Source organism: Proteus columbae (assembly GCF_009914335.1).
Classification (GTDB): Bacteria; Pseudomonadota; Gammaproteobacteria; order Enterobacterales; family Enterobacteriaceae; genus Proteus.
This window is the reverse complement of sequence record NZ_CP043925.1, coordinates 3,077,166-3,098,799: the sequence shown is the minus strand read 5'-3', so window position 1 is coordinate 3,098,799 and position 21,634 is coordinate 3,077,166. Positions and strand designations below refer to the sequence as shown.

19 protein-coding genes are annotated in these 21,634 nt (G+C 35.9%); 12 read left to right on the top strand and 7 right to left on the bottom strand.

The window, feature by feature from the left end; genetic code table 11:
- Nucleotides 1-330 precede the first annotated feature (330 nt).
- The 3 genes from rpoS to F1325_RS14535 all read left to right on the top strand — a co-directional run bounded on the left by rpoS (nucleotide 331) and on the right by F1325_RS14535 (nucleotide 3,895).
- Nucleotides 331-1,314, top strand: coding sequence for an RNA polymerase sigma factor RpoS (rpoS, locus tag F1325_RS14545; RefSeq protein WP_023582671.1), 984 nt, complete (start codon nucleotides 331-333; stop codon nucleotides 1,312-1,314).
- A gap of 170 nt (nucleotides 1,315-1,484) precedes the next feature.
- On the top strand, nucleotides 1,485-2,744 hold the full coding sequence (locus F1325_RS14540) for a hypothetical protein (protein WP_160230632.1): 1,260 nt from the start codon (nucleotides 1,485-1,487) through the stop codon (nucleotides 2,742-2,744).
- Complete coding sequence (locus F1325_RS14535; RefSeq protein ID WP_160230631.1) at nucleotides 2,741-3,895, top strand: hypothetical protein; 1,155 nt, start codon at nucleotides 2,741-2,743, stop codon at nucleotides 3,893-3,895. The genes F1325_RS14540 and F1325_RS14535 overlap by 4 nt, the downstream gene beginning before the upstream one ends.
- Nucleotides 3,896-4,008: 113 nt before the next feature.
- Here the strand turns inward: F1325_RS14535 and mutS are convergent, their stop codons facing one another.
- On the bottom strand, nucleotides 4,009-6,573 hold the full coding sequence (mutS, locus tag F1325_RS14530) for a DNA mismatch repair protein MutS (RefSeq protein ID WP_109371424.1): 2,565 nt from the start codon (nucleotides 6,571-6,573) through the stop codon (nucleotides 4,009-4,011).
- Nucleotides 6,574-6,790: 217 nt separating this feature from the next.
- Here mutS and F1325_RS14525 point away from each other — a divergent pair, with 217 nt between their 5' ends.
- From F1325_RS14525 to F1325_RS14515, 3 genes are all read left to right on the top strand, one after another.
- On the top strand, nucleotides 6,791-6,934 hold the full coding sequence (locus F1325_RS14525) for a hypothetical protein (protein ID WP_160230630.1): 144 nt from the start codon (nucleotides 6,791-6,793) through the stop codon (nucleotides 6,932-6,934).
- Nucleotides 6,922-7,185 (top strand): hypothetical protein, encoded by a 264-nt coding sequence (locus F1325_RS14520; protein ID WP_109371493.1) that lies wholly within the window; start codon nucleotides 6,922-6,924, stop codon nucleotides 7,183-7,185. Before F1325_RS14525 ends, F1325_RS14520 begins: the two co-directional genes overlap by 13 nt.
- 171 nt (nucleotides 7,186-7,356) lie before the next feature.
- On the top strand, nucleotides 7,357-7,704 hold the full coding sequence (locus F1325_RS14515) for a hypothetical protein (RefSeq protein ID WP_109371422.1): 348 nt from the start codon (nucleotides 7,357-7,359) through the stop codon (nucleotides 7,702-7,704).
- A 73-nt stretch (nucleotides 7,705-7,777) separates the two neighbouring features.
- Here F1325_RS14515 and F1325_RS14510 read toward each other — a convergent pair whose 3' ends face one another.
- The 4 genes from F1325_RS14510 to F1325_RS14495 all read right to left on the bottom strand — a co-directional run bounded on the left by F1325_RS14510 (nucleotide 7,778) and on the right by F1325_RS14495 (nucleotide 11,558).
- Complete coding sequence (locus F1325_RS14510) at nucleotides 7,778-8,707, bottom strand: Dyp-type peroxidase (protein ID WP_109371420.1); 930 nt, start codon at nucleotides 8,705-8,707, stop codon at nucleotides 7,778-7,780.
- A gap of 187 nt (nucleotides 8,708-8,894) precedes the next feature.
- Complete coding sequence (locus F1325_RS14505; protein ID WP_196564446.1) at nucleotides 8,895-9,473, bottom strand: YebB family permuted papain-like enzyme; 579 nt, start codon at nucleotides 9,471-9,473, stop codon at nucleotides 8,895-8,897.
- Nucleotides 9,474-9,698: 225 nt separating this feature from the next.
- Complete coding sequence (locus F1325_RS14500) at nucleotides 9,699-10,523, bottom strand: VanW family protein (protein WP_167392466.1); 825 nt, start codon at nucleotides 10,521-10,523, stop codon at nucleotides 9,699-9,701.
- A gap of 120 nt (nucleotides 10,524-10,643) precedes the next feature.
- Nucleotides 10,644-11,558 carry a LysR family transcriptional regulator gene (locus F1325_RS14495; RefSeq protein WP_109371418.1) on the bottom strand — a complete coding sequence of 305 codons (915 nt, stop codon included), beginning with the start codon at nucleotides 11,556-11,558 and terminating at the stop codon, nucleotides 10,644-10,646.
- A gap of 109 nt (nucleotides 11,559-11,667) precedes the next feature.
- On the opposite strand from F1325_RS14495, the gene F1325_RS14490 reads away from it, so the two are divergent.
- Both F1325_RS14490 and F1325_RS14485 read left to right on the top strand, forming a co-directional pair.
- Nucleotides 11,668-13,161 carry an SLC13 family permease gene (locus tag F1325_RS14490; RefSeq protein ID WP_151435928.1) on the top strand — a complete coding sequence of 498 codons (1,494 nt, stop codon included), beginning with the start codon at nucleotides 11,668-11,670 and terminating at the stop codon, nucleotides 13,159-13,161.
- 22 nt (nucleotides 13,162-13,183) lie between these two features.
- Nucleotides 13,184-13,789 carry a histidine phosphatase family protein gene (locus tag F1325_RS14485; protein ID WP_109371414.1) on the top strand — a complete coding sequence of 202 codons (606 nt, stop codon included), beginning with the start codon at nucleotides 13,184-13,186 and terminating at the stop codon, nucleotides 13,787-13,789.
- A gap of 158 nt (nucleotides 13,790-13,947) precedes the next feature.
- On the opposite strand, the gene F1325_RS14480 is transcribed toward F1325_RS14485, so the two are convergent.
- Nucleotides 13,948-15,420, bottom strand: a complete 1,473-nt coding sequence (locus tag F1325_RS14480) for an anion permease (protein ID WP_160230629.1) — start codon at nucleotides 15,418-15,420, stop codon at nucleotides 13,948-13,950.
- Between the two features lie 527 nt (nucleotides 15,421-15,947).
- On the opposite strand from F1325_RS14480, the gene F1325_RS14475 reads away from it, so the two are divergent.
- Nucleotides 15,948-16,853, top strand: coding sequence for a LysR substrate-binding domain-containing protein (locus F1325_RS14475; RefSeq protein WP_109371410.1), 906 nt, complete (start codon nucleotides 15,948-15,950; stop codon nucleotides 16,851-16,853).
- 77 nt (nucleotides 16,854-16,930) lie between these two features.
- Here the strand turns inward: F1325_RS14475 and F1325_RS14470 are convergent, their stop codons facing one another.
- Nucleotides 16,931-17,806: a pirin family protein gene (locus tag F1325_RS14470; protein WP_109371408.1), complete on the bottom strand. Its 876-nt coding sequence runs from the start codon at nucleotides 17,804-17,806 to the stop codon at nucleotides 16,931-16,933.
- Between the two features lie 280 nt (nucleotides 17,807-18,086).
- Between F1325_RS14470 and F1325_RS14465 the strand changes: the two genes are divergently transcribed.
- From F1325_RS14465 to F1325_RS14455, 3 genes are all read left to right on the top strand, one after another.
- Nucleotides 18,087-18,764: a hydrolase gene (locus F1325_RS14465; RefSeq protein ID WP_023582649.1), complete on the top strand. Its 678-nt coding sequence runs from the start codon at nucleotides 18,087-18,089 to the stop codon at nucleotides 18,762-18,764.
- Nucleotides 18,765-18,851: 87 nt separating this feature from the next.
- Nucleotides 18,852-19,418 carry a YceI family protein gene (locus tag F1325_RS14460; protein WP_160230628.1) on the top strand — a complete coding sequence of 189 codons (567 nt, stop codon included), beginning with the start codon at nucleotides 18,852-18,854 and terminating at the stop codon, nucleotides 19,416-19,418.
- Nucleotides 19,419-19,964: 546 nt separating this feature from the next.
- Nucleotides 19,965-21,632 carry an acyl-CoA synthetase FdrA gene (locus tag F1325_RS14455; protein WP_109371404.1) on the top strand — a complete coding sequence of 556 codons (1,668 nt, stop codon included), beginning with the start codon at nucleotides 19,965-19,967 and terminating at the stop codon, nucleotides 21,630-21,632.
- Nucleotides 21,633-21,634: the final 2 nt, after the last annotated feature.

Below are 21,634 nucleotides of genomic sequence, written 5' to 3'. Positions count from 1 at the left end.
TTGGATATTATTTTATTATTATGGATTTTTATTTGTTTTTTTAGATGTAAGTAGTCACAAATAGCGCATTAAATAGAGTAATTTTACGTATAGATAAATGTACGTAGAATATAATAAAAAAACTGTTAATAACCTGCACTCAATAGTTAAGTTATATATTGAATAAAGAAAGAATAAAATTAACAGTAAAATAGATTATGTTATCTTTTATTTTGTAATTCGTTACAAGGGAAAATCAGTAAACCCGTTGTGTCGTGACACAGCGATAAACTGGTGAACAGACTTTAATCATGAGTCGTTTACCTAAATTATCAAGGGTAGGAGCAGCTGATGAGCCAAAGTACGCTAAGAGTAGACGAGTTATATACAGATGAAATTGAAGAGAACATGGAAGAGTTCGATGAAGTTGCTGCAAAAGAGGCAGAAAATGAGTCTGATGCTCAAGACGAAATTGAACTTATTGAAGGAGTCAACCAGCGTGCGCTCGATGCAACTCAGCTTTATTTAGGAGAAATTGGTTATTCTCCGTTGCTGACCGCTGAAGAAGAGGTTTTCTTTGCCCGTAGAGCGCTACGTGGTGATATCCCTTCAAGACAACGAATGATAGAAAGTAACCTACGTTTAGTTGTTAAGATCTCTCGTCGTTATACAAACCGAGGACTTGCTCTTCTTGATCTTATTGAAGAAGGGAATTTAGGTCTTATTCGTGCTGTTGAAAAATTCGATCCTGAAAAAGGTTTCCGTTTTTCAACTTATGCGACATGGTGGATACGTCAAACAATTGAACGTGCCATTATGAACCAGACCCGCACTATCCGCCTTCCCATTCATATCGTTAAAGAGCTGAATGTTTATTTAAGAACGGCAAGAGAATTAGCACATAAACTCGATCATGAGCCTAGTGTTGAAGAAATTGCACAAACATTGGATAAACCAGTTGAAGATGTGAGTAAAATGCTACGTTTAAACGAACGTATTACTTCTGTTGATACCCCAATTGGTGGCGATTCAGATAAAGCATTACTTGATATTATCTCTGACGAAAATGAAGAAGGGCCAGAAGCAACAATTCAAAATAATAACCTCAAGGAAAATATCATAAAGTGGTTATTTGAATTGAATCCTAAGCAACGTGAAGTATTAGCACGTCGTTTCGGGTTATTAGGCTATGAAGCAGAAACTTTAGAAGATGTTGGTAGAGAGATTGGTCTGACAAGAGAAAGGGTTCGTCAAATTCAAGTTGAAGGACTACGTCGACTAAAAGACATTCTACAAAGTCAGGGATTATGTATTGAAGCACTTTTCAAAGCATAGTTAGCCACCCAATTTCTGTTTATAGCTTTAATTGACATATTGTTATTACCAAAGCCGATTAGTGGGTTTGCTAATCGGCTTTTCTTTATCTTGTGTTATACGATTCAAAACGATAAAACAAGAGCGCAGTCTTGTACCTCGCCAGTCTGATGAAAGTAATAAAGGAAGATATGAAAGATTATTTTTTAAACGTTAAACTAGAGCGTTGCGATTTTAGCCAAAGTAAAATCTCTCCAAAGGGAATGGTGAGATTAATAGCATCAGGTAAAAACTTTTATCTTAATGAAGCGGATTTTGCTAACTCACAAGATCTTCTTAAACGATTAAAACAAGGTGATGAGCTTAAAATCTGTGCAGAATTACTGAAAGATGGCAGTTTCTGGGTGCAATGGATTTATCATGATACAAAAGGAAGATTGGAGCCTGAACGAAAATTCACGCTAACAGCAAAACAGAAAAAATGGTTATTGATTGCATTTTTTCTGACCGTGATTGGAGGCTGGTGGAGCTATTTCTCGTTAATTTATTTAGAGCCTAATTTCTTTATCATTATCACAATGATTATTTCATTTGGTGCTGTCATGGCTGGGATCAGTTATATCGGAGAAAAAGTTTATCGCTATTTTCAGCGCACCAGGCCCAAACATAGGAAGAGAATAAAGGCGTTGGATAAAGTCATCGCCAAGCAAGCATTGATAGCTCCAGATGGCGAGCAACTCATTATTACTGGAATAAAATCAGCTCCATTACCTTCATTTACCTTGAGTAAAAAGTCGTTTCCTCAAATAAAGCAAAGTAAAGTACAGCGAGTTAGAGGAATAATACAAATTCATAGTATTAATAGACTTCAAATACATTCCCGCAATAGCGAGACTGTAATAATGCAAATATCCTGTCTGATTAATAAACATCCTTTTGTATTAAGTTATAGAGAGCGCTTATTTTATTCTGATCATAATTTGTTTCTTGCTGATGGCGATGATGTTGAATTGTTCTTTTGGCAAGCTGAAGATAAGAACTCAGGGCCTGTTATCTTAGGGGTTTATAATCATACAGATAATGGCGCTTATTCAATTTCAGGACAAATGTATATTGGGCATCAGCGCACATATCGTTTATCGCTGTTAATAACCGCATTAGTCAGTATTTTTGTGTTCTCAATGGTTGCTGGTTTATCTATTTCCGATGTTTATGATAATGGAAATTATTGGGATAAATGGGATTGGTATTCTATTGGTGATGCTTTTTTAGGAATGGGTATTATCTATGGTTTAATCATGAGTGGCTTTGCCTTTTTAATTGCATTGTTTTCAAACCTTTATATTTTGTTTTCAGAAAAAGGTAATAGTAGTTATCAAACCCATTTTTTACTTCAGCAGCAATGTGTTGAGAACAAGCGACCACTGTATATTACGGAGCTGCGTCAATGAACCTTTTTTTCCGTAAGCCTTTTATCATCATCACAAGCTTATTTATTTTAAGCTTACTGCTCTGTTATGGTGTGCTTTTTCATGGTTTTGCCTCTAAGTGGCAATGGAAAAATGAAAACGCCTCTGAGTTATCTTCATATCCTTATTCTCGTTATGATTGGCGTAAGGTTTTTTATGCTTCTAGTGGGATATTAATTAAGACTGAATCTGATAGTGGGCGATATGACGTAGATATTTATGGTCGACTTCACCGCCAAGATAATCAGAGAAAATATATGCTGTACTTTTCTGACAAAGAAGGTACACGCTTTGTATCACAAGGCCAAGGTAGCTTTTATAACGCTTATTGTGTTCTTGATAAGTGTGTATTATTTACAGAGCAGGGGCGTCAAAATATAGATTTAGCAAAGTTTACAGTCGCAGATTTAATGCCTTGGCAAGAGACTAACGCTGGCTATTATCGCTTCCCTTTAGCGCTTATCGGTGGAAAATTACTGTTTTCACAAACAACATCACAATTAGTATTAGTTGATAATAAGACAATACTGACAAGTTTAGATGAAGGTGAAAGCTGGGAATATTCAGTTAATACAGAAGATCTAGTGAAGCAGTATTACGCTGAGGATTTCGGTGAGTTTACACAATTTCATTATGCCCTTTCAGGTGATTCTCTTGTTATTTTTTACAATCATCATTACACAACAAACACGTTAGAAATCACGCTAAATTTAGTGAATAAAGAAGTAACAAAAACACGCTGGCTTCCTTTGCGTGTTAAAGAGGTTGCTCAAAATGATAAAGGTGATATCTATTTTATTGCTCAACATGCTTCTCGTGATCTCTATTCTGTGGTTCAACGTCAAACTGATGGAAATTTAGAAACTTTCTATGAAAGTGGTTATAAATATCTAAATGATTTGATGATAAGTAATGATGATTTGATTTTAAATAAAGGCCGTAACGATGATCAAACTACGCTAGTTTTCTCATTAAAAACAAAAAATTATACTTCTTATGAGAAAATTAATGACGATATGATGTTTAATCCTGCTTTATCTTCATTTATTCGTTTGTTTGATAATTACGGCGACGAAGATACTTTACTACTATTGGGTGAACGACTGAAATATAGCCATGCTTTCATTAAGTAGAGTTGTATTTATCTCTGACTATCTCTGTTTGATAAATTATAAAAAACCATAAAAAAGCTCTGTGAAATCAAACAGAGCTTTTTTTATTATCAGTATGTTTTACTGTTTATGGCCTATTTTGCCATCTCTTTTAAACGATAAAGTTGTTCTAATGCTTGTCGTGGTGTTAGGGCATCAGGATCGATTTTATCCAACGCTAATTCAATCTCTGAAGGTTCCGCTTCTGTTAATAACATCAGCTGTGATGTTTCAACATGACCAGAGCCGGAGTTGCCTGATAGCATTTCAAGCTCTTTTAATTTTTGCTTAGCTCGACGGATAACTTCTTTTGGAACACCCGCCAATGCTGCAACAGCTAAACCATAGCTTTTACTTGCCGCACCTTCTTGCACACTGTGCATAAAGGCAATTGTGTCGCCATGCTCAACTGCGTCTAAGTGAATGTTTGCAGTACCTTCAAGTTTTTCAGGCAGTGTGGTTAATTCAAAATAGTGGGTTGCAAAGAGTGTCATTGCTTTAATTCGATTTGCTAAGTTTTCAGCACAGGCCCAAGCTAGAGATAGCCCATCATAAGTGGATGTACCTCGACCAATCTCATCCATTAAGACCAAGCTGTTTTCAGTCGCATTATGCAAAATATTAGCTGTCTCGGTCATTTCAACCATAAAGGTAGAGCGACCTGAAGCAAGATCATCAGAAGCACCCACACGCGTAAAGATACGATCGACTGGACCAATTAAAGCTTTTTCAGCAGGTACAAAGCTACCAATATAAGCAAGTAAAGTAATTAATGCGGCTTGGCGCATATAAGTACTTTTCCCTCCCATATTAGGGCCTGTAATTATCAGTAAGCGACGTTGAGGTGATAATTGTAATGGATTTGAAATAAAAGGTTCGCTAAGGACTTGTTCAACAACAGGGTGACGTCCCCCAGTGATCAGAATACCTGTTTTCTCACTCAATTCTGGGCGGGTATAATTTAATGATTCAGCACGTTCTGCAAGATTAGAGAGAACATCTGTTTCAGCTAAAGCCTCAGCACTACTTTGTAATGCTGCAAGGTGAGGTAATAGCTTTTCAAAAATCTCTTCATAAAGCATTTTTTCGATAGCTAATGCCTTACCTTTAGACGTTAACACCTTGTCTTCATACTCTTTTAATTCAGGAATGATGTAACGTTCAGCATTTTTTAATGTTTGACGGCGAACATAGTGCATAGGCACTAAATTGCTTTGTCCACGACTGACTTGAATGTAATAGCCGTGTACACCATTAAAGCCAACTTTAAGTGTATCAATACCCCATTTTTCACGTTCACGAATTTCAAGTTTATCAAGGTAATCACTTGCGCCATCGGCTAATGCTCGCCATTCGTCTAATTCCGCATTATAACCAGAGGCAATAACACCACCGTCACGTACTAATACAGGCGGTGTTTCAACAATGGCATGTTCAAGTAACTCACATAATTCATCAAACTGGCTAATACGCTTTTGTAATTCTTTAATGTAAGGCATATCGGCTTGTTCGAGCACTTGATGAATATCGTGATATTGCTGGAATGCATGACGCATACGAGAAAGATCACGAGGGCGTGCTGATCGTAACGCTAAACGGGCCAAAACACGTTCTAAGTCACCCACTTGGCGTAAAAAAGGTTGCAGTTCAAAATAGAGAGGCTGTAATGCAGTTATTGCATCTTGGCGTTTGATGAGTTGTTCACGTTGGCGCAAAGGCGAGTGTATCCAACGTTTTAGCATACGACTGCCCATTGGTGTTACACAAAGGTCGAGTACCGATGCCAGTGTGTTATCAGTACCTCCGGCAAGATTTTGAGTTAATTCAAGATTGCGACGAGTTGCCGCATCTAAAATAATAGAATCCTGAGGGCGTTCCATCGTGATGCTACGGATATGAGGGAGTGCAGTGCGTTGTGTGTCCTTTACATATTGTAATAAACACCCTGCGGCACAGAGTGCCAGACGTGCATTTTCAACACCAAAGCCCGTTAAGTCACGGGTACCAAATTGCAGATTCAGTTGTTGCTTTGCTGTTTCTGGTTCGAACTCCCAAATAGGGCGACGGCGTAGACCTTGCTGACGTTCAATAAGTGCCATTGACTCAAAGGTTTCTGGATAGAGCAATTCGGCTGGATGGGTGCGTTGTAATTCGGCAATCATGCTTTCACTATCTGGCATTTCAGTAACACGGAAACGACCTGATGTGATATCTAACGTTGCATAGCCAAAAGCACCATTTTTGTCTTGCCAAATCGCAGCTAAAAGGTTGTCTTGACGCTCTTCAAGTAAGGCTTCATCAGTCACTGTACCCGGCGTAACAATACGAATAACTTTGCGCTCAACAGGACCTTTACTTGTTGCAGGATCACCAATTTGTTCACAAATGGCGACAGACTCGCCTAATTGCACCAATTTAGCGAGATAGTTCTCAACGGCGTGATGAGGAACACCAGCCATAGGAATAGGTTGGCCCGCAGACTGACCTCGTTTTGTTAATGAAATATCTAATAAGCGAGAGGCTTTTTTAGCATCATCAAAAAACAATTCATAAAAGTCACCCATACGATAAAACAGTAAGATTTCAGGATGCTCTGCTTTAAGCTTAAGATACTGTTGCATCATTGGTGTGTGGGAGTCTAAATGTTGAATGTCAGTCATGTTGTTGTCTGTCTTAACGTATTGAATTTTTAGTTATTTGTGAAAATCTGTTGTTACACTGCATTTTGTTCTATTTCACAAGCTTTGCACGATCATATCACAAGGTTTCAGTCAGTTGTTGTGATGCTTCAAATTAATTTAATAAATAATAGTCATTAATTATTAAACTCATTATAGTTTATATTGAGTTGGTTACTTAATAATATAATGAGGGATTATGAAAAAGAGCATATTGGCATCGATAATAAGTCTTTTATTAATATCAGCCGTAGGTTGTGATAATTCAAATGAAAATTCGAATACAGGAACACCTTCACAAGATAAAAATAAAACAGAACAAACAACACAATCTATTCTTTAAGACGTACTTCAGCACCAAACACATCAATTGTATTTAATGCAACAACAGATAATGACAGCAATATTATTTATTGGTTTGTTGATGATGCTTATCTAGGGAATAGTACAAATCAGCGCTCAATAGAGTGGTATCCCAAAAAGAGTGGTCACTATCGTATTCGCGCAGTAGATGATAAAAGAAGAGCGGATACACGAAATATTCGTGTTGATATTATTGGTGTGATTAACAAACAAGAAATCGAAGCACATTAATATTGGCGTTAAAGTTTGTAGGTTTTACTTAATGATTATCTTAACACCAAAATATTAATTTCTATCGTTATCTTATTCTGACTATTAACTCACTATATTGTTGCGAGATAATTATTAGGTAAAATATTGAAAAATTTATTTTATCTTGTGAGTAAGGAAGAAATAATCAACATGAAAACTAGAATTCTAAAATTAGCCTTATTAGGCGCATTAGCATTACCTTTAGTGGGATGTGGTGGTGGAACACCGACCTGTGACAGCTCAGAAGCAAAAGGCTTAGTCATTGATATTACAAAAGATGAACTTCGTGATCAAAAAATGGCTGCTGTGATCGATCAAATAAAGATCAAAGTAGAAAGCGTGCGTACTCGTGAACATGATGAGAAAAGAGATACTTACTCATGTGCTGCTGAACTTTCTTTTGAAGGTAAAGGCGGCAAAAATTCAATTCCGATTACTTATACCATTGAAAGCACCGATGACGGCAAAGAATTTTACGTTAATGTTTTCGGTTTATAATTGATCCAGAGAAAAAACCATAATAAAAAAGTAGATATATAAGTAACAAGCCTATATATCTACTTGTAATAAATTACGCTAGATCATCTAGAAATTCAGGTGATGGAACAAAGAATAATGTACCTGTTACAGGGGTACTGAATTTAAGTAATTTATCGGTATGGCCTTCAGGTGTGCCTGCAAACATATTTTCTAACATACGGTTAGTTGTTGAAAAATAACGCGCATAACCAATAAAGTAAGTACCATATTCATTTCTGGATGGATTGGAAAAAGGCATATTGGCTCTGACAATTTTTAAATCTTCGCCGTTCTCATCTTGAATATTGGTTACAACATTATGTGAACCGGGCTCTTTTTCTTCATCGGTTAACTCCACATCATTGAATTTGTGTCTACCAATGACTTTTTCTTGTTCGATAAGAGGCTGTTTTTCCCATGCTTCCATATCGTGAATATATTTTTGTACAAAGGCGTAACTGCCACCTTTAAATTCAGGATCTTCATCGCCAATAACGGCATAAGAAGCACGCTCATCTTCATACTCTGGGTTTTCAGTTCCATCGACAAAACCAATAATAGAACGGCCGTCAAAATATCTAAATCCATGAACTTCATCAACAGGCGTAACAATATTCTTTAGCTTTTGGCTGATGATAGACGCTAATTCGTAACAGGCTGAAACTTTGAGGGCTCGAATATGGAAAAAGAGATCGCCTGGAGTAGAAACCGCAGTATAAGTGTCACCTTTAATTTCTTTAAAGGTATTTAGCTCTTTGGGTTTTGGCTGATTGGGAAATAATGTAGTCCACGCATTTGCACCGAATCCCATTACACAACTTGTTTCCAATTCAGGAAAACGTGTCCTCATACTACGTATCAAACCAGAAAAATTATTACAAAAATCGATCAGAGTATCGCGGTTTTCAGATGAGTGGGTGAGGTTAAAAACTAAAAAATAAGCATTCTCACAGGGTGATTTCGTAACATCTTGGTATTTCATAGTGATCCCTAAATGACGAATAATAGATGAATAGTTATTAATCTATATTTACAAAATATTATTTTTTAGTTTTACACCAAATCCCTCTCTATTACAAAGAGAGGGGGTGATCTTTATTCGGATTTTTATGAATAAACAGTATCATAAAAGCTATTGTTTTCTTTTTTTATGATACTAATACCCTGTATTAATTAATATTTTCATGACTTTGATAAACTAAAGAGAGATGTGGATGTTGCCATAAACTTGCAGGCGTGACAGTGGTTCTTTCCCACGGTATTTGCCCAATAAACCATAATTTCCAAAATTGTAATTTGGCATTAGGATTTTTTCTTAATAATTCTTGGAATGTTTCTATTTCCCCAACACGAATAGAGAGTGCTGATTTATAAATATCAAAAACAAACTTAGAGCAAAACTGACGGGAAGAGTCGTATTTAAAACCCGTGTGGTAAAGCTTATTTAATCTTTCAGGAACTTGCGCTACAAGTGCCTTTTTTTGCTCATCAGAGAGCTGTGTTGATAGACGGCGTATTGCATAACGCTTACCCGCAGAGCGGTTAATAAAGCGGGTTAATGTGGTTGTTGTTGAGAGTGGAACTCGACTTTCGGCAACTAAATAATCTTCACCATTATGACCAATAATAATGCCAACATGATTACTCCAGCATAAAGAAGCAGAAGAAATTTGACGAAATAAAGAGGTACCAATACACGTAAATACGATATCACCAACTTCTAATTTTTGTGGATAATCAATTTTTATCATCATTATATGACCTATTAAATAGAAACATAATTACCATTATTTGACCATAATAAGTAGATAAGGTTTCTATTTGATAACTCAATATTGTTAATGTAAAAGAACACTCCGATTTAAGGTGTTCTTAATTTTAAGAGGAAAATTATTCTTTATTCAGAATAAGAAGATAAATTTAAAATAATAAATCAACATTTTAATTGAGTAATAAAAATATATCTAAGTGAATTAACTTAGTTGTTCATCTGAAATATCATATTTCACAACTACACTATTTTCATAAAGCAATTCTGATGCAATTAATTGAGGAAAAGCGCCCACATTGCTTTTAGTGTAAATATCTCGCCAAATTTCATTACAACGATACACATGCTCTCCCTTTTTGATAAAAGAAGAAGATTTCTCATAAATATGATAACGATATTCCCTTGCTTCGCTACAAAGGAGTTCGCCTTCTAACTGATGTTCAGCGACATGTAATCTAATTTGATAATCATAAGGCGTTGGATTATATAAGACTAAATCTACATAGTTATAAAAAATAGCGGCTCCTGAGCCAAAAGGAAGGACTCTTCCTTCATCAGGAAAGGGATCAAAACTGTGATTGGCTTTTTCAATCACTTTTAATTCAGAATGTAGTGCTAACCAATGTATTAAATTACTGGCTTGACAAATTCCACCGCCTACACCTTTTCTTGCTTCACCATAGGAGAGTTGCATGCCATCAATAAAACCTCTTTTATAACTAGGTTTACCAATTAAATAGCAAAAAGAGAAATACTCTCCCGATTTTATCACGATACCATCTAATGCTTTTTCAACTAATTTAAGATTCGTTATCTTATTGTATTGTAATTGGATATCACTTTCGCCACGGCGACTAATTAATTTAGATGTGTGTTTTAGATAACGATGTGAAAGCCGATGTTCTGGTTGAACGTCTCTGCTGTATTTTCGACCTGAAAATCGCCAACTAAGAGAGCGAAATAAACGACGTTGTGCCACTCTCAAAGTATAAAGAATAGGGTGATAAGACGAGAGTGTTCTACGCATAAAATCCTTTTAAACAATAGTTAATAGAAAGAGATAAACGTGAGTATGATAACGATTGAATGAGAATATTGATACGCCGATATCCTTAAAATAATAGAGCTAAGGATTTAGCCAATACATTTATTTATTGATATCTTTCGTTAAAATTTGAGCTTGAGATTGTAAAACAGATAAAAAATTCTTAGTGGCTGGAGAGATATATTTTTCTTTATGATAAAAGTAACGAATGCCTCGGCTAAATTGGATATCATCAAATGCAATTTCACATAAAAGACCTGATTTTAATTCTTGCATAATAGACAGACGGGATAAAATTGAGACTCCTAAACCGTGAATAACCCCCTGTTTTATTCCTTCCAAACTATTTATTTCCATCACATTTTTTAGTTCTTTATTATTTTCTTGGATCCTATCTAATAAAAAATCACGGGTAGCAGAGTGCTCTGGTTTGATCAGAAAAACTTCTGAGGCAATATCAGAAAATCTGCAATGTTTCTTTTTTGCCAACCAATGTTCAGGTGAACAAATAAGCACTAAGGGATCGATAAGAAAGGTATCAAGATGATATTCCGTCGGATCTAAATAGATATGATCTGACATGATCAAAAACTCTAATTCTTGGGTATCAAGTTTATGGATAAGTTGTGTTGAGCTTGAAATATCCATACTTAATTTCACATCTGGATACTGCTCTCTAAATTGCGCCATAATTTGAGGTAATAGGTAAACGCCAACAAAATGACTAGCGCCAAACTTAATTTCACCTTTAGAGGGATCATCAAATTGTCGCATATGCTCAGAAGATGATTTTACTAAATTAATAATTTGGGTTGCGTACTGCTGATAAACCTTACCTTGAGGCGTTAAATAAAGCCGATTATTGATCCTTTCAAACAACGTTGCTTGCAATTCTTCTTCTAGTTTTCTGATTTTAATACTGACACTTGGTTGAGTGCAGAATAGGCGCTCTGCGGTTTCAGTAACATTAAAACCGTTGGCAAGTAGTAGAAAAGCATCAAGTTGGCTTAAATTCATCTCAACACCATAAATTATTTTTATAGTTATAATATATTAATACAATTATCTTTATACCTCAATCTTTCTATACTGAACTTCCTACCCTACACATTAAGAGGAATCGGTTATGGAAAAGACTGCGAAGCGAGATGACATCGCTAAACCAGCGCCATCATCACCAAAACAAAACGGTAAGAAAATAACCTTAAAAACAATAGGAATACCTTTAGCTTTATTGGTATTACTCGTTTTATTTTTTATGCCAACACCAGATGGATTAAGTATTGAAGGGCAAAAAGCCATTGCTATTTTTTGTGCGGCGTTAATTTTATGGGTGTGTGGATCTTTACCCATTTATTTAACCTCAATGCTCGTTATTGTTTTACTTCCAATAACGGGAACTGTCGCAAAAGAGAAAGTGGTTTTCGGTACATTAGGTTATGACGTTATTTGGCTGATGGTTTCAGCATTTGTTTTAACGTCCGCCATGATCAAATCGAATATTGCCAGACGCTTTGCTCTATGGATGATCACCAAATTTGGGCAAACACCCAAAAAAGCGTTATTTGTCCTGATATTAATTAACTTCAGCTTAGTTTTCTTTGTTCCTTCAACGACTGCCCGTGCGACATTAATGGTGCCTATTTGTATGATCTTATTAGAGATACATAAGGCAATTCCTGGAAAAAGTAATTACGGGAAACTAATGATGTTGCAAGGCGTGCAAGCTGATGCTTTGGCAACATCCGGTGTAATGACGGGAACTGCAGCTAATATTATTGCCGTTGGATTTATCAATTCACAAGCCGGTGGTTCTATTGGTTATATGGATTGGTTAATTGCCTCTTTCCCATTAGCTATTGTTGGTATGACTATCTCCTTTTTTATTGGATTAAAATTATTCTCTTTTAAAGGGGAAGTGGATTTTGAAGGTTCACTAGAGAAATTAAAAAAAGAACGTTCTCAACTTGGTGCATTAACTAAGAATGAGAAAAAAGCCATGTATATTTTTTTAATGGCAGTGTTCTTATGGGCAACCGAAAGTTATCACCAAGATATGTTTGGTTTCAAAATTAGCGTTTATATGACCGCTGTTATTGCTGCCATTCTTTGCCTGATGCCTCGTATTGGCTTATTAACGTGGAATGAAGCCAATATCAAATGGGATCTTATGATATTTGCAGCGGGCGCTTATGCGGCAGGTAATACTTTAGAATCCACACAAGGTGCGCAATGGTTAATTGGTAAAATGGTTTATGGGCTCGGACTCGAAAATATGAGTACGACGATGGTTTATATTGTGGTTGTTTTTATCTGTATGTATAGCCATTTAATTTTTACGAGTAAAACCGTGAAAACGACCATATTAATTCCAGCCATTATTGCACTTGCCAAAACATTAGGCATGGACCCAGTAACATTAGCATTAGCCGCGTCATTTACACTCACATATACCATTACATTACCGCCACATTCAAAAGTAAATACCATCTATTTTTCAAGTGGTTACTTTAGTGTATTAGACCAAATGAAATATGGATTAATTACCTGTTTTGTTGGTGCATCGGTAATTTCTATTGCGATATTCACTTGGTTCCAAATTCTTGGATATGGTCTTTAAGCCATTAAATTAAGGAATAATAATGAGACTAATTTTATTAAGACACGGTGAAACCTTATGGAATATGGAATCACGCTTACAAGGACATGCTAATTCTTGTTTATCACCAAAAGGCATTAATCAAGCAATGGCGATAAAAGAGAGCATTAAATTGTTATCACCCGCTAGGATTATTACGTCAGATTTAGGGCGAACAGTACAAACCGCAGAAATTGTCGGTCATCCCGAAGCGGTTAAAGAGCCGTTATTACGTGAGTTAAATATGGGGGAATGGACAGGACAGCGAAAACCAGAACTCATAAGACATCATGCCGATAAATACAAAAATTGGCGAGCAGGAACATATACGCCACCTAAAGGTGAAAATTGGTTTGATTTTTGTGATCGCATTGGTGCGGCATTAAAGGAATGGGTACATAAAGAAGACAGTGATTTATTAGCGGTTGTGCATAGTGGTGTTATTCGTGCAGCCTGTAAAGTATTTTTAAATTTGTCACCTGAGTTTTTATTACCCGCAACACCAGGCACAATAACGATATTTAATTTTGATCTTAATTCTGATAAAGCGCCAAAATTAGAAGCCTATAATATTGGATCTTATATGCCGGATAAGAATGTCGCTGATTAAGATTAATAAGAAGTGGTTTTCAATTTAATCATACTGTTTTAAACGTATTCATTATTTAAGACTAGAATCTAAATCTGAAATTTAAATTTGAAATTTAAAACAAGTCACTCCAATATTAAATCAGAGCAAGGGAAACTTTGCTCTGATTTATTAAAATCCTACCAATATCCCAACACCTTCCACCACATGCTACCAAGGGTTATCCAAACGATAAGGTTAACCACACTCATCACAAATCCCGTTTTCCACCATTCACCTAATGTGGCGTAGCCAGAACCGAAAATAATGGGGGCGGTGCCTGTGCCGTAATGAGTGAGTGACATCATTAATGAAGATGAGAATGCCAAAATAAGCCCTAATAACATTGGTGGTGCGCCAAGGGCTAAACCTGCGGCATAAAAAGCGGCGAACATTGCGGTAATATGAGCAGTAGTACTAGCAAAGAAATAATGAGAATAAACATAAATTAGTACCAGTAATATCATGCCACTGACCCAACTAATGCCCATGCTATCAATACTTGCCCCTACACTGAGTGACAACCATTTAATTAATCCTAATTTTCCTAAGAAGGATGCCATCATTACTAATGCAGAGAACCAAACTACTGTATCCCATGCACCTTTGTTTTTTAAAATATCATCCCAATTTAAAACGCCAGTACATAATAAAATCGACAAACCAATAAAGGCTGCTGTTGTTGCATTAACGCTAAATCCATCACCAAATAATAATGCTGGGACACCAGCCCACATGATTAATAACAAGGCGAAGACGGCAAGAGTTATTTTTTCAGGTAATGAAATAGGGCCTAATTGCGCTAAACGCTCTTTGGCAAAATGAGGTGCATTTGGAGTGCGGGTTATTTCAGGTTTATAAAATAGATAAATAACAATAGGCATTAAAATTAATGAAACGATAGCTGGCACAAAAGCCGCAATTGCCCACATAGACCAACTAAGCTCATGTGTAGGATCTGTTTCACTAATAATTAAACTGACAATTAGCGGGTTAGGAGCTGTTGCCGTAATAAACATAGCAGAAGTAATAGGATTTATATTGTAGTTCACTAAAGAGAGGTAACGGCCTATTTTACTACTTGTACCATCTTCCGCTTTAGAGTTAAAACTATCTGAAATTGATCGCATAATGGGGTGAATAATCCCACCCCCTCGTGCGGTATTACTTGGTGTTACAGGAGCTAAGATTGTTTCTGCAATTGCTAATGAATAGGCTATTCCAATGGTTCTTTTACCAAAAAGTGAAATAAAATAATAACCAATTCTAGCGCCGAGTCCCGTTTTATTTAGACTCATTGATACCATAATGGAAATACCAATTAACCAGATAAGATCATTGGAAAATCCACTTAATGCATCACCGATAGCGGCTTTGGTTGAATTAGGATTAGTGACACCTGTAACAGCGACTAATGCGATAGCAATAATAGATACAGCACCGATAGGAAGTGCTTTACCAATAATGGCGGCGATAGTACCTACAAAGAGTGCTAATAAATGCCAAGCATTGGGATCAACACCTTGTGGTACAGGAACAAGAAACCAGATAATAAGGGTAATAGAAACGGCGATTAATGTAGGTATAGGTCGTAATGGAGTTAATTTATTCATCAGGTTATTCCATTAGGTTGCAGGTTAAATAAATAATCGGAAGTAAAAAGTAAAGCTAATAAGTATTTTTATTGAAGATGATCTTATTAACATATTATTAAATATTCATTGATTGATGTCATAAAAATAAAATTATTTATTAACTTAATTTTAAAATAAGCGATTTTATGTAACTTAATGTTATTGAAATACAGAGTGATTATTTATCTTTATGTTTTTATTGTTGTTTTTGTTTTTATTATAACTAAACATTAATAATAAAAACTAAATTCAATGATAGGTGGAAATAAAATATAATTATGGTATGTAATTTTATCTCATATCACATTTATAATATTAAATTAATAAGATTATAACGGATTGTGTTACTATTTTCGGTCGCCTTTATTTTATTAACCTATGTGATTATAATGTCATTAACAATAGCTGAATAATGGTAAATAATATTTACAATTATTTTTTGCCATAATATCGATACCTGAAACAATTCAGCTAAATATTGAAAATAACCTAATAGGTGATACACAATGAAGTACGATTTAAATGATCTCTACTATTTTGTGAAAGTCGTTGAGTTTGGCGGTTTTTCTCAAGCGGCAGAAACATTAGGTATACCTAAATCTAAACTAAGTCGTCGTATCGCTGATTTGGAACAGAAACTCAATGTCTCTTTGATTTATCGCTCTACACGTCAATTTCATGTCACTAAAATCGGGCAGACATTTTATCAGCAGTGTAAAAATGTGGTTGCAGAAGCTGAAATAGCGGAAGAAATTATTTATTCGGTACAAGGGCACCCACATGGCACCATTAAACTCTCGTGTCCTGTCGCATTATTACAAATTTATATTCAAGATATTTTGGTCGATTTTATGGAAAAATATCCAGATATTAATATTCAGATCTTAGCCATTAATCGACCTGTTGATGTAATTAGTGAAGGCCTAGATTTAGCTTTACGAGTAAGAGCATTACCGCTAGATGATTCAGGTTTAACAATGAAAATTCTAGGCTATTCTCGACGTGTTCTAGTTGCCAGTCCCCTGTTATTTGAAGGGCAAGAGCTTCCTGATTCACCAGAACAACTTGCAGATTATCCTATTTTGGCAAATAGCGAACACTCACAACAATACACACTTACGTTGACTCATGAAAATGGTACGGTTTCCACACAACACGTAATGCCGAAATTAGCGACAACAGATGTTATTACGCTTTATAAAGCAACATTAAAAGGATTAGGAATAGCGCGATTACCACTGAGTGTGGTTGAAAAAGAATTACAAGACGGCACGCTAATTGAAGTGTTGCCAAATTGGCGTTTTCCTAAAGATGTTATTCATGCAGTTTATCCGTCAAGAAAAGGGTTATTACCTGCTATTCAGGTGTTACTGGAATACCTTGCTGATAATATGTCTCCATTGAAAGAGTAGAACAATATAAAAACGGCTCCGAATATTAAAGGGAGCCGTTTGAATGTTTATTGCTTTATATCGTACTTAAAAAAGTGTTACTCATTAGGAATACGACCAAATTTACCTTGGTTAAAATCATCAATGGCCTGTCTGATTTGTGCTTCGCTATTCATCACAAAAGGACCATAACCTACAACAGGCTCATTAATAGGTTCACCACTGAGATATAAGACGATAGCATCATCTTCAATCGCTTCAAGATTAACAGTACCACCTTCATTATCTAAAATAACTAAATCACCTGTTTGTAATTGGGTCTGATTATCAAGATAAACACTACCGTGTAAAACGACTAAGCCAACATAGCGATCTTTCTTGGTCGGCAGCGTCACTGATTTTGTGCTTTTTAATTGGAGATCCCACACATCTACAGGTGAAAAGGTTTTTGCTGCGCCATCTGTGTCATGGTAATTCCCAGCAATAACGCGCAATTGACCCGCGTTATCTGCCAAAGGAAGTACAGGGATCGCGCTTTCTTTTAATAACTGATAGCCAGCAGGTGCTGATTTAGCTTCCGATGGAAGATTAACCCACAACTGCACCATATCTAACACTCCGCCTTCTTTAGTAAATGCATCAGAATGATATTCTTGATGTAAAATACCTGAAGCAGCGGTCATCCACTGCACATCACCTGGGCCGATTACGCCACCTTCTCCAGTGGAATCATGGTGTGCAACTTCACCTTTATAAACAATGGTGACCGTTTCAAATCCGCGGTGAGGGTGTTCACCGACACCACGATTATGTCCTTGAGATGCAGGAAAATCAGTAGGGCCAGCTCTATCTAAAAGTAAAAATGGGTTTAAATATTTACCATGATTACCATAACTAAAGAGTGAGCGAACATGAAAACCATCACCAACCCAATGTTGACGAGGTGCTTTATAAATACCTATGATCTTTTTCATAAAATGTTCCTATAAAATGTCTATAGGTGCTATTTTAGAGCGACTAATATATTTAAGTAGTATCAAAATTAGATTTCATCATCCTAAAAATAGAACAATAATAAAATGTTTCAGTGTTCTATTTTTAGAATAGTGTTTATCAGAATTGCTACTACCGAGCTTTTAATTAATTGACTATTGTTTATTACAGCAGAAGAGAAACGATATAAAAATATTTTTCTCTAATATTTTTCTTCAATCATGTTAATAATCAACTTTATTAATTAAAAGGAATAAACAAATGAGCACTCCAGCAAATTTTAATGGTCAACGCCCTGTAATTAATCCAGAAGATGCTGTTATGTTATTAATTGATCACCAAAGTGGTTTATTTCAAACCGTAGGTGATATGCCAATGACTGAATTACGAGCACGCGCTTCAGTATTAGCGAAAATGGCAACATTAGCTAATATGCCTGTTATTACAACCGCTTCTGTACCACAAGGTCCTAATGGTCCATTAATTCCTGAAATTCATCAAAATGCACCTCATGCAAAATATATTGCACGTAAAGGTGAAATTAACGCTTGGGATAATCCTGAGTTTGTTGAAGCTGTTAAAGCAACAGGTAAAAAGCAATTAATTATCGCGGGTACTATTACGAGTGTTTGTATGGCATTCCCTGCAATTAGTGCGGTTGCTGAAGGTTATCAAGTCTTTGCAGTGATTGATGCATCAGGTACTTACAGTAAAATGGCTGAAGAAATTACCTTAGCTCGTATTGTTCAGGCGGGTGTAGTACCGATGGATACCGCAGCGGTTGCTTCTGAAATTCAAAAAACATGGAACCGTGCTGATGCCGCTGAATGGGCGCAAGCGTATACTCAGATTTTCCCTGCTTACCAGTTATTAATTGAAAGTTATAGCAAAGCTCAAGACGTATTAAAAAATAACGAAGTTTTAGATTCTCAGCGTTAATTAATTTTAAACTCTCTTTGTTTAAAAATGCCTATAAAGCTTTTTCTTTATGGGCATTATTTTATAAAAATATATTAGGAATAAATAATGAAATTTATTTTACCTGCCGTATTATCCTCATTATTACTTGTGCCGACAGTGCAAGCAAATGAATATAAACTTGAGCCGACACACACTAAGGCTATGTTTTATATTGATCACTTTGGTACTTCGACAAATAGTGGTGGTTTTTATGAGATTGAAGGGGATTTAACTTATTCACCAGAAAAGAATATAGGAAAAATAAATGTTTCTATTCCAGTTAAAACATTAAATACGGGATTAAAGGCATTTGATAATCATGTGAAAAGTGCCGATATTTTAGATGCAGATAAATACCCAACAATTCAGTTTTCTTCAACACAATGGCATTTTTCTAATAATAAGCCTACATCTATTGATGGGTTATTAACAATGAAAGGGAAAACACTGCCAATTCATTTAACAGCAACTAAATTTAATTGTTATGAAAACCCTGTATTTAATGCACCTGTTTGTGGGGGAGATTTTGAAACAACCATTAAACGTTCAGATTGGGGCGTAGACTTTTTAGTCAAAGAAGGGATGGCGGATAATATGACATTAAAAATTCAAGTTGAAGCTATTAAGCAGTAACTTAAGTTATATATTAAATATTCTTTCTATTTTAAAAGCCTTATTAAATAAAAGGCTTTTTTTGTTTTTTATAAAATAAAATACAATTGAAAATAAAGATTAATTTTTAAATTTAACAAAGGAAAATAGCCTTTTTTATTTATTGATAATAATTATTTATTGTTGTATGTTATAAAATTGTAACTTGATAATTGGTTGTCTTTGTTTTATTTGAAGTTTGTATTCCATTGATTGTTTCTTATTCGTTAAATCCCTCTGTGAAGTTTTAGGTTCTATCCCTAAATTAATAAGCATTCCTCATCATAATTTATTTAATAAATATCGTTCGATTAAATAAAAATTTTTTACAATAAATAAGTGTGACTTCTGTCACTCTACATTTCGATATTTCTTCAGTATGTTTATATACAGAGATTAGAAATTAATAAATCAGACATTTATTTATATTGCTTAATAACTTAAGCAAATAGGCTTCTTATTATCAAAAAAACGAAATGCAAATAGATATGTGCTGTTACATATATTAAATGCGTTAAGGATATCATAATGATCCATGCTTTTATTAAAAAAGGGAGCTTTCAGGATTCAGTAAGCCTGATGATTATTTCCCGAAAATTAAGTGAAGCCCCAGAGGTGGAAGAAATTTCCGTCATGATGGGAACACCAGCGAATAAATCTCTTCTCGATGTCACCGGTTTCTGGCACGACATGTTTAACGAAGCCACACCGAATGACATTTGTGTTTCGATTAAAGCGGAATCAGACGATCCTTCCATTATCGATATGATTTCTACGGCATTAGAGGAAGCACTGGCAGAGATAGCCAGTGGTCAAAAAGGTGGTAACAAATTAACAACAGTGCGTAGCTGGCGTACCGCTAAACAAAAAAGCACGAATGCCAATATGTTACTTATCTCTATTGCGGGTGAATATGCGGCTGAATTAGCTGATACCGGTTTAGAAGATGGCTGTAACGTTATGCTGTTCTCTGACAACGTTTCTATCGCAGATGAAAAAGCATTAAAAGAAAAAGCAGCTGCAAAAGGTCTGATTGTGATGGGGCCTGACTGTGGTACTGCGAATATTGCGGGAGCTCCTCTTGCTTTCGCGAATATTGCTCCTAAAGGTTCAATCGGTATTGTGGGCGCATCAGGTACTGGTATTCAAGAAATCACCTCACAGATTGTTTTACAGCGCCAAGGTATTTCTCACTCCATTGGTTTAGGTGGTCGTGATTTAACTGAGCAAATTGGTGGCATCAGTGCAATAACAGCTATCAATATGCTGGCTGCTGATCCTAACACTCGAGTTATTGCTTTTGTTTCTAAGCCACCAGCGCCAGCTGTTCGCCAAAAAATCATTGCTGAAATGAAACGCCATAACAAACCGATTGTGGCTCAATTCTTAGGAACAAAACCTGAGAAATTCCAAGACGACAATATCTATTTCACTCGCACTTTAGATGAAACTGCACGTATTGCGGCTGAATTAGCTCGTGTTGAAGATATTGCCGCGGAATTACCAAAAGTAGCGGGTAAGAAAATCATTGGTCTTTATGCTGGTGGTACGTTAGCGGCTGAGTGCGCCATGTTGTTATCTGAGAAACTCAATGTTGAAGTCGATAACGAACATAAACAAGGCACGATGCTAGATGCTGATGGCCACAAAATTATCGATATGGGTGATGACTTCTATACACAGGGTAAACCACACCCAATGATTGACCCATCTACACGTAACAAATTTATCAGTGAGCTAAGCAATAAAACCGAAGCTGGCGTGTTACTGGTTGATTTTGTTATTGGTTATGGCGCAACTCAAGATCCAGCTGGCGCGTTAATTCAGGAAATCAAAAAACTGAATGAGAAACGTGACGAAGCAAATCCATTGATCACTATCGCAACTATTACGGGTACTGAAGACGATCCACAAAACCGTAGCGAACAGCAAAAACAGCTAAAAGAAGCGGGCATTATTGTGATGGATACGTTGCCAGAAGCCGTTTTATTGGCCAAAGAATTAATCCAGCCTCATCCAGCAGAAGCACATGCTGAAGTGTCGCCACTGCTTAACGGGATCTCTGTGATCAACGCAGGATTACGTAGCTTCGCAGACGATCTGCAATCAAGTGGCACCCCCGTTGTTCATTATCAGTGGGCACCTGTCGCAGGTGGCAATAAAAAACTGGCTGAAATATTAAAGAAATTGAAATAAGG

Excerpts from the sequence above, each read along its gene's own strand:
- F1325_RS14500 (WP_167392466.1), bottom strand. The coding sequence starts at position 10,523 with ATGCGTAGAACACTCTCGTCTTATCACCCTATTCTTTATACTTTGAGA.
- mutS (WP_109371424.1), bottom strand. The coding sequence starts at position 6,573 with ATGACTGACATTCAACATTTAGACTCCCACACACCAATGATGCAACAG.
- F1325_RS14490 (WP_151435928.1), top strand. The coding sequence starts at position 11,668 with ATGGAAAAGACTGCGAAGCGAGATGACATCGCTAAACCAGCGCCATCA.
- F1325_RS14540 (WP_160230632.1), top strand. The coding sequence starts at position 1,485 with ATGAAAGATTATTTTTTAAACGTTAAACTAGAGCGTTGCGATTTTAGC.
- rpoS (WP_023582671.1), top strand. The coding sequence starts at position 331 with ATGAGCCAAAGTACGCTAAGAGTAGACGAGTTATATACAGATGAAATT.
- F1325_RS14485 (WP_109371414.1), top strand. The coding sequence starts at position 13,184 with ATGAGACTAATTTTATTAAGACACGGTGAAACCTTATGGAATATGGAA.
- F1325_RS14475 (WP_109371410.1), top strand. The coding sequence starts at position 15,948 with ATGAAGTACGATTTAAATGATCTCTACTATTTTGTGAAAGTCGTTGAG.
- F1325_RS14460 (WP_160230628.1), top strand. The coding sequence starts at position 18,852 with ATGAAATTTATTTTACCTGCCGTATTATCCTCATTATTACTTGTGCCG.
- F1325_RS14510 (WP_109371420.1), bottom strand. The coding sequence starts at position 8,707 with ATGAAATACCAAGATGTTACGAAATCACCCTGTGAGAATGCTTATTTT.
- F1325_RS14470 (WP_109371408.1), bottom strand. The coding sequence starts at position 17,806 with ATGAAAAAGATCATAGGTATTTATAAAGCACCTCGTCAACATTGGGTT.
- F1325_RS14535 (WP_160230631.1), top strand. The coding sequence starts at position 2,741 with ATGAACCTTTTTTTCCGTAAGCCTTTTATCATCATCACAAGCTTATTT.
- F1325_RS14480 (WP_160230629.1), bottom strand. The coding sequence starts at position 15,420 with ATGAATAAATTAACTCCATTACGACCTATACCTACATTAATCGCCGTT.
- F1325_RS14525 (WP_160230630.1), top strand. The coding sequence starts at position 6,791 with ATGAAAAAGAGCATATTGGCATCGATAATAAGTCTTTTATTAATATCA.
- F1325_RS14495 (WP_109371418.1), bottom strand. The coding sequence starts at position 11,558 with ATGAATTTAAGCCAACTTGATGCTTTTCTACTACTTGCCAACGGTTTT.
- F1325_RS14515 (WP_109371422.1), top strand. The coding sequence starts at position 7,357 with ATGAAAACTAGAATTCTAAAATTAGCCTTATTAGGCGCATTAGCATTA.
- F1325_RS14455 (WP_109371404.1), top strand. The coding sequence starts at position 19,965 with ATGATCCATGCTTTTATTAAAAAAGGGAGCTTTCAGGATTCAGTAAGC.
- F1325_RS14465 (WP_023582649.1), top strand. The coding sequence starts at position 18,087 with ATGAGCACTCCAGCAAATTTTAATGGTCAACGCCCTGTAATTAATCCA.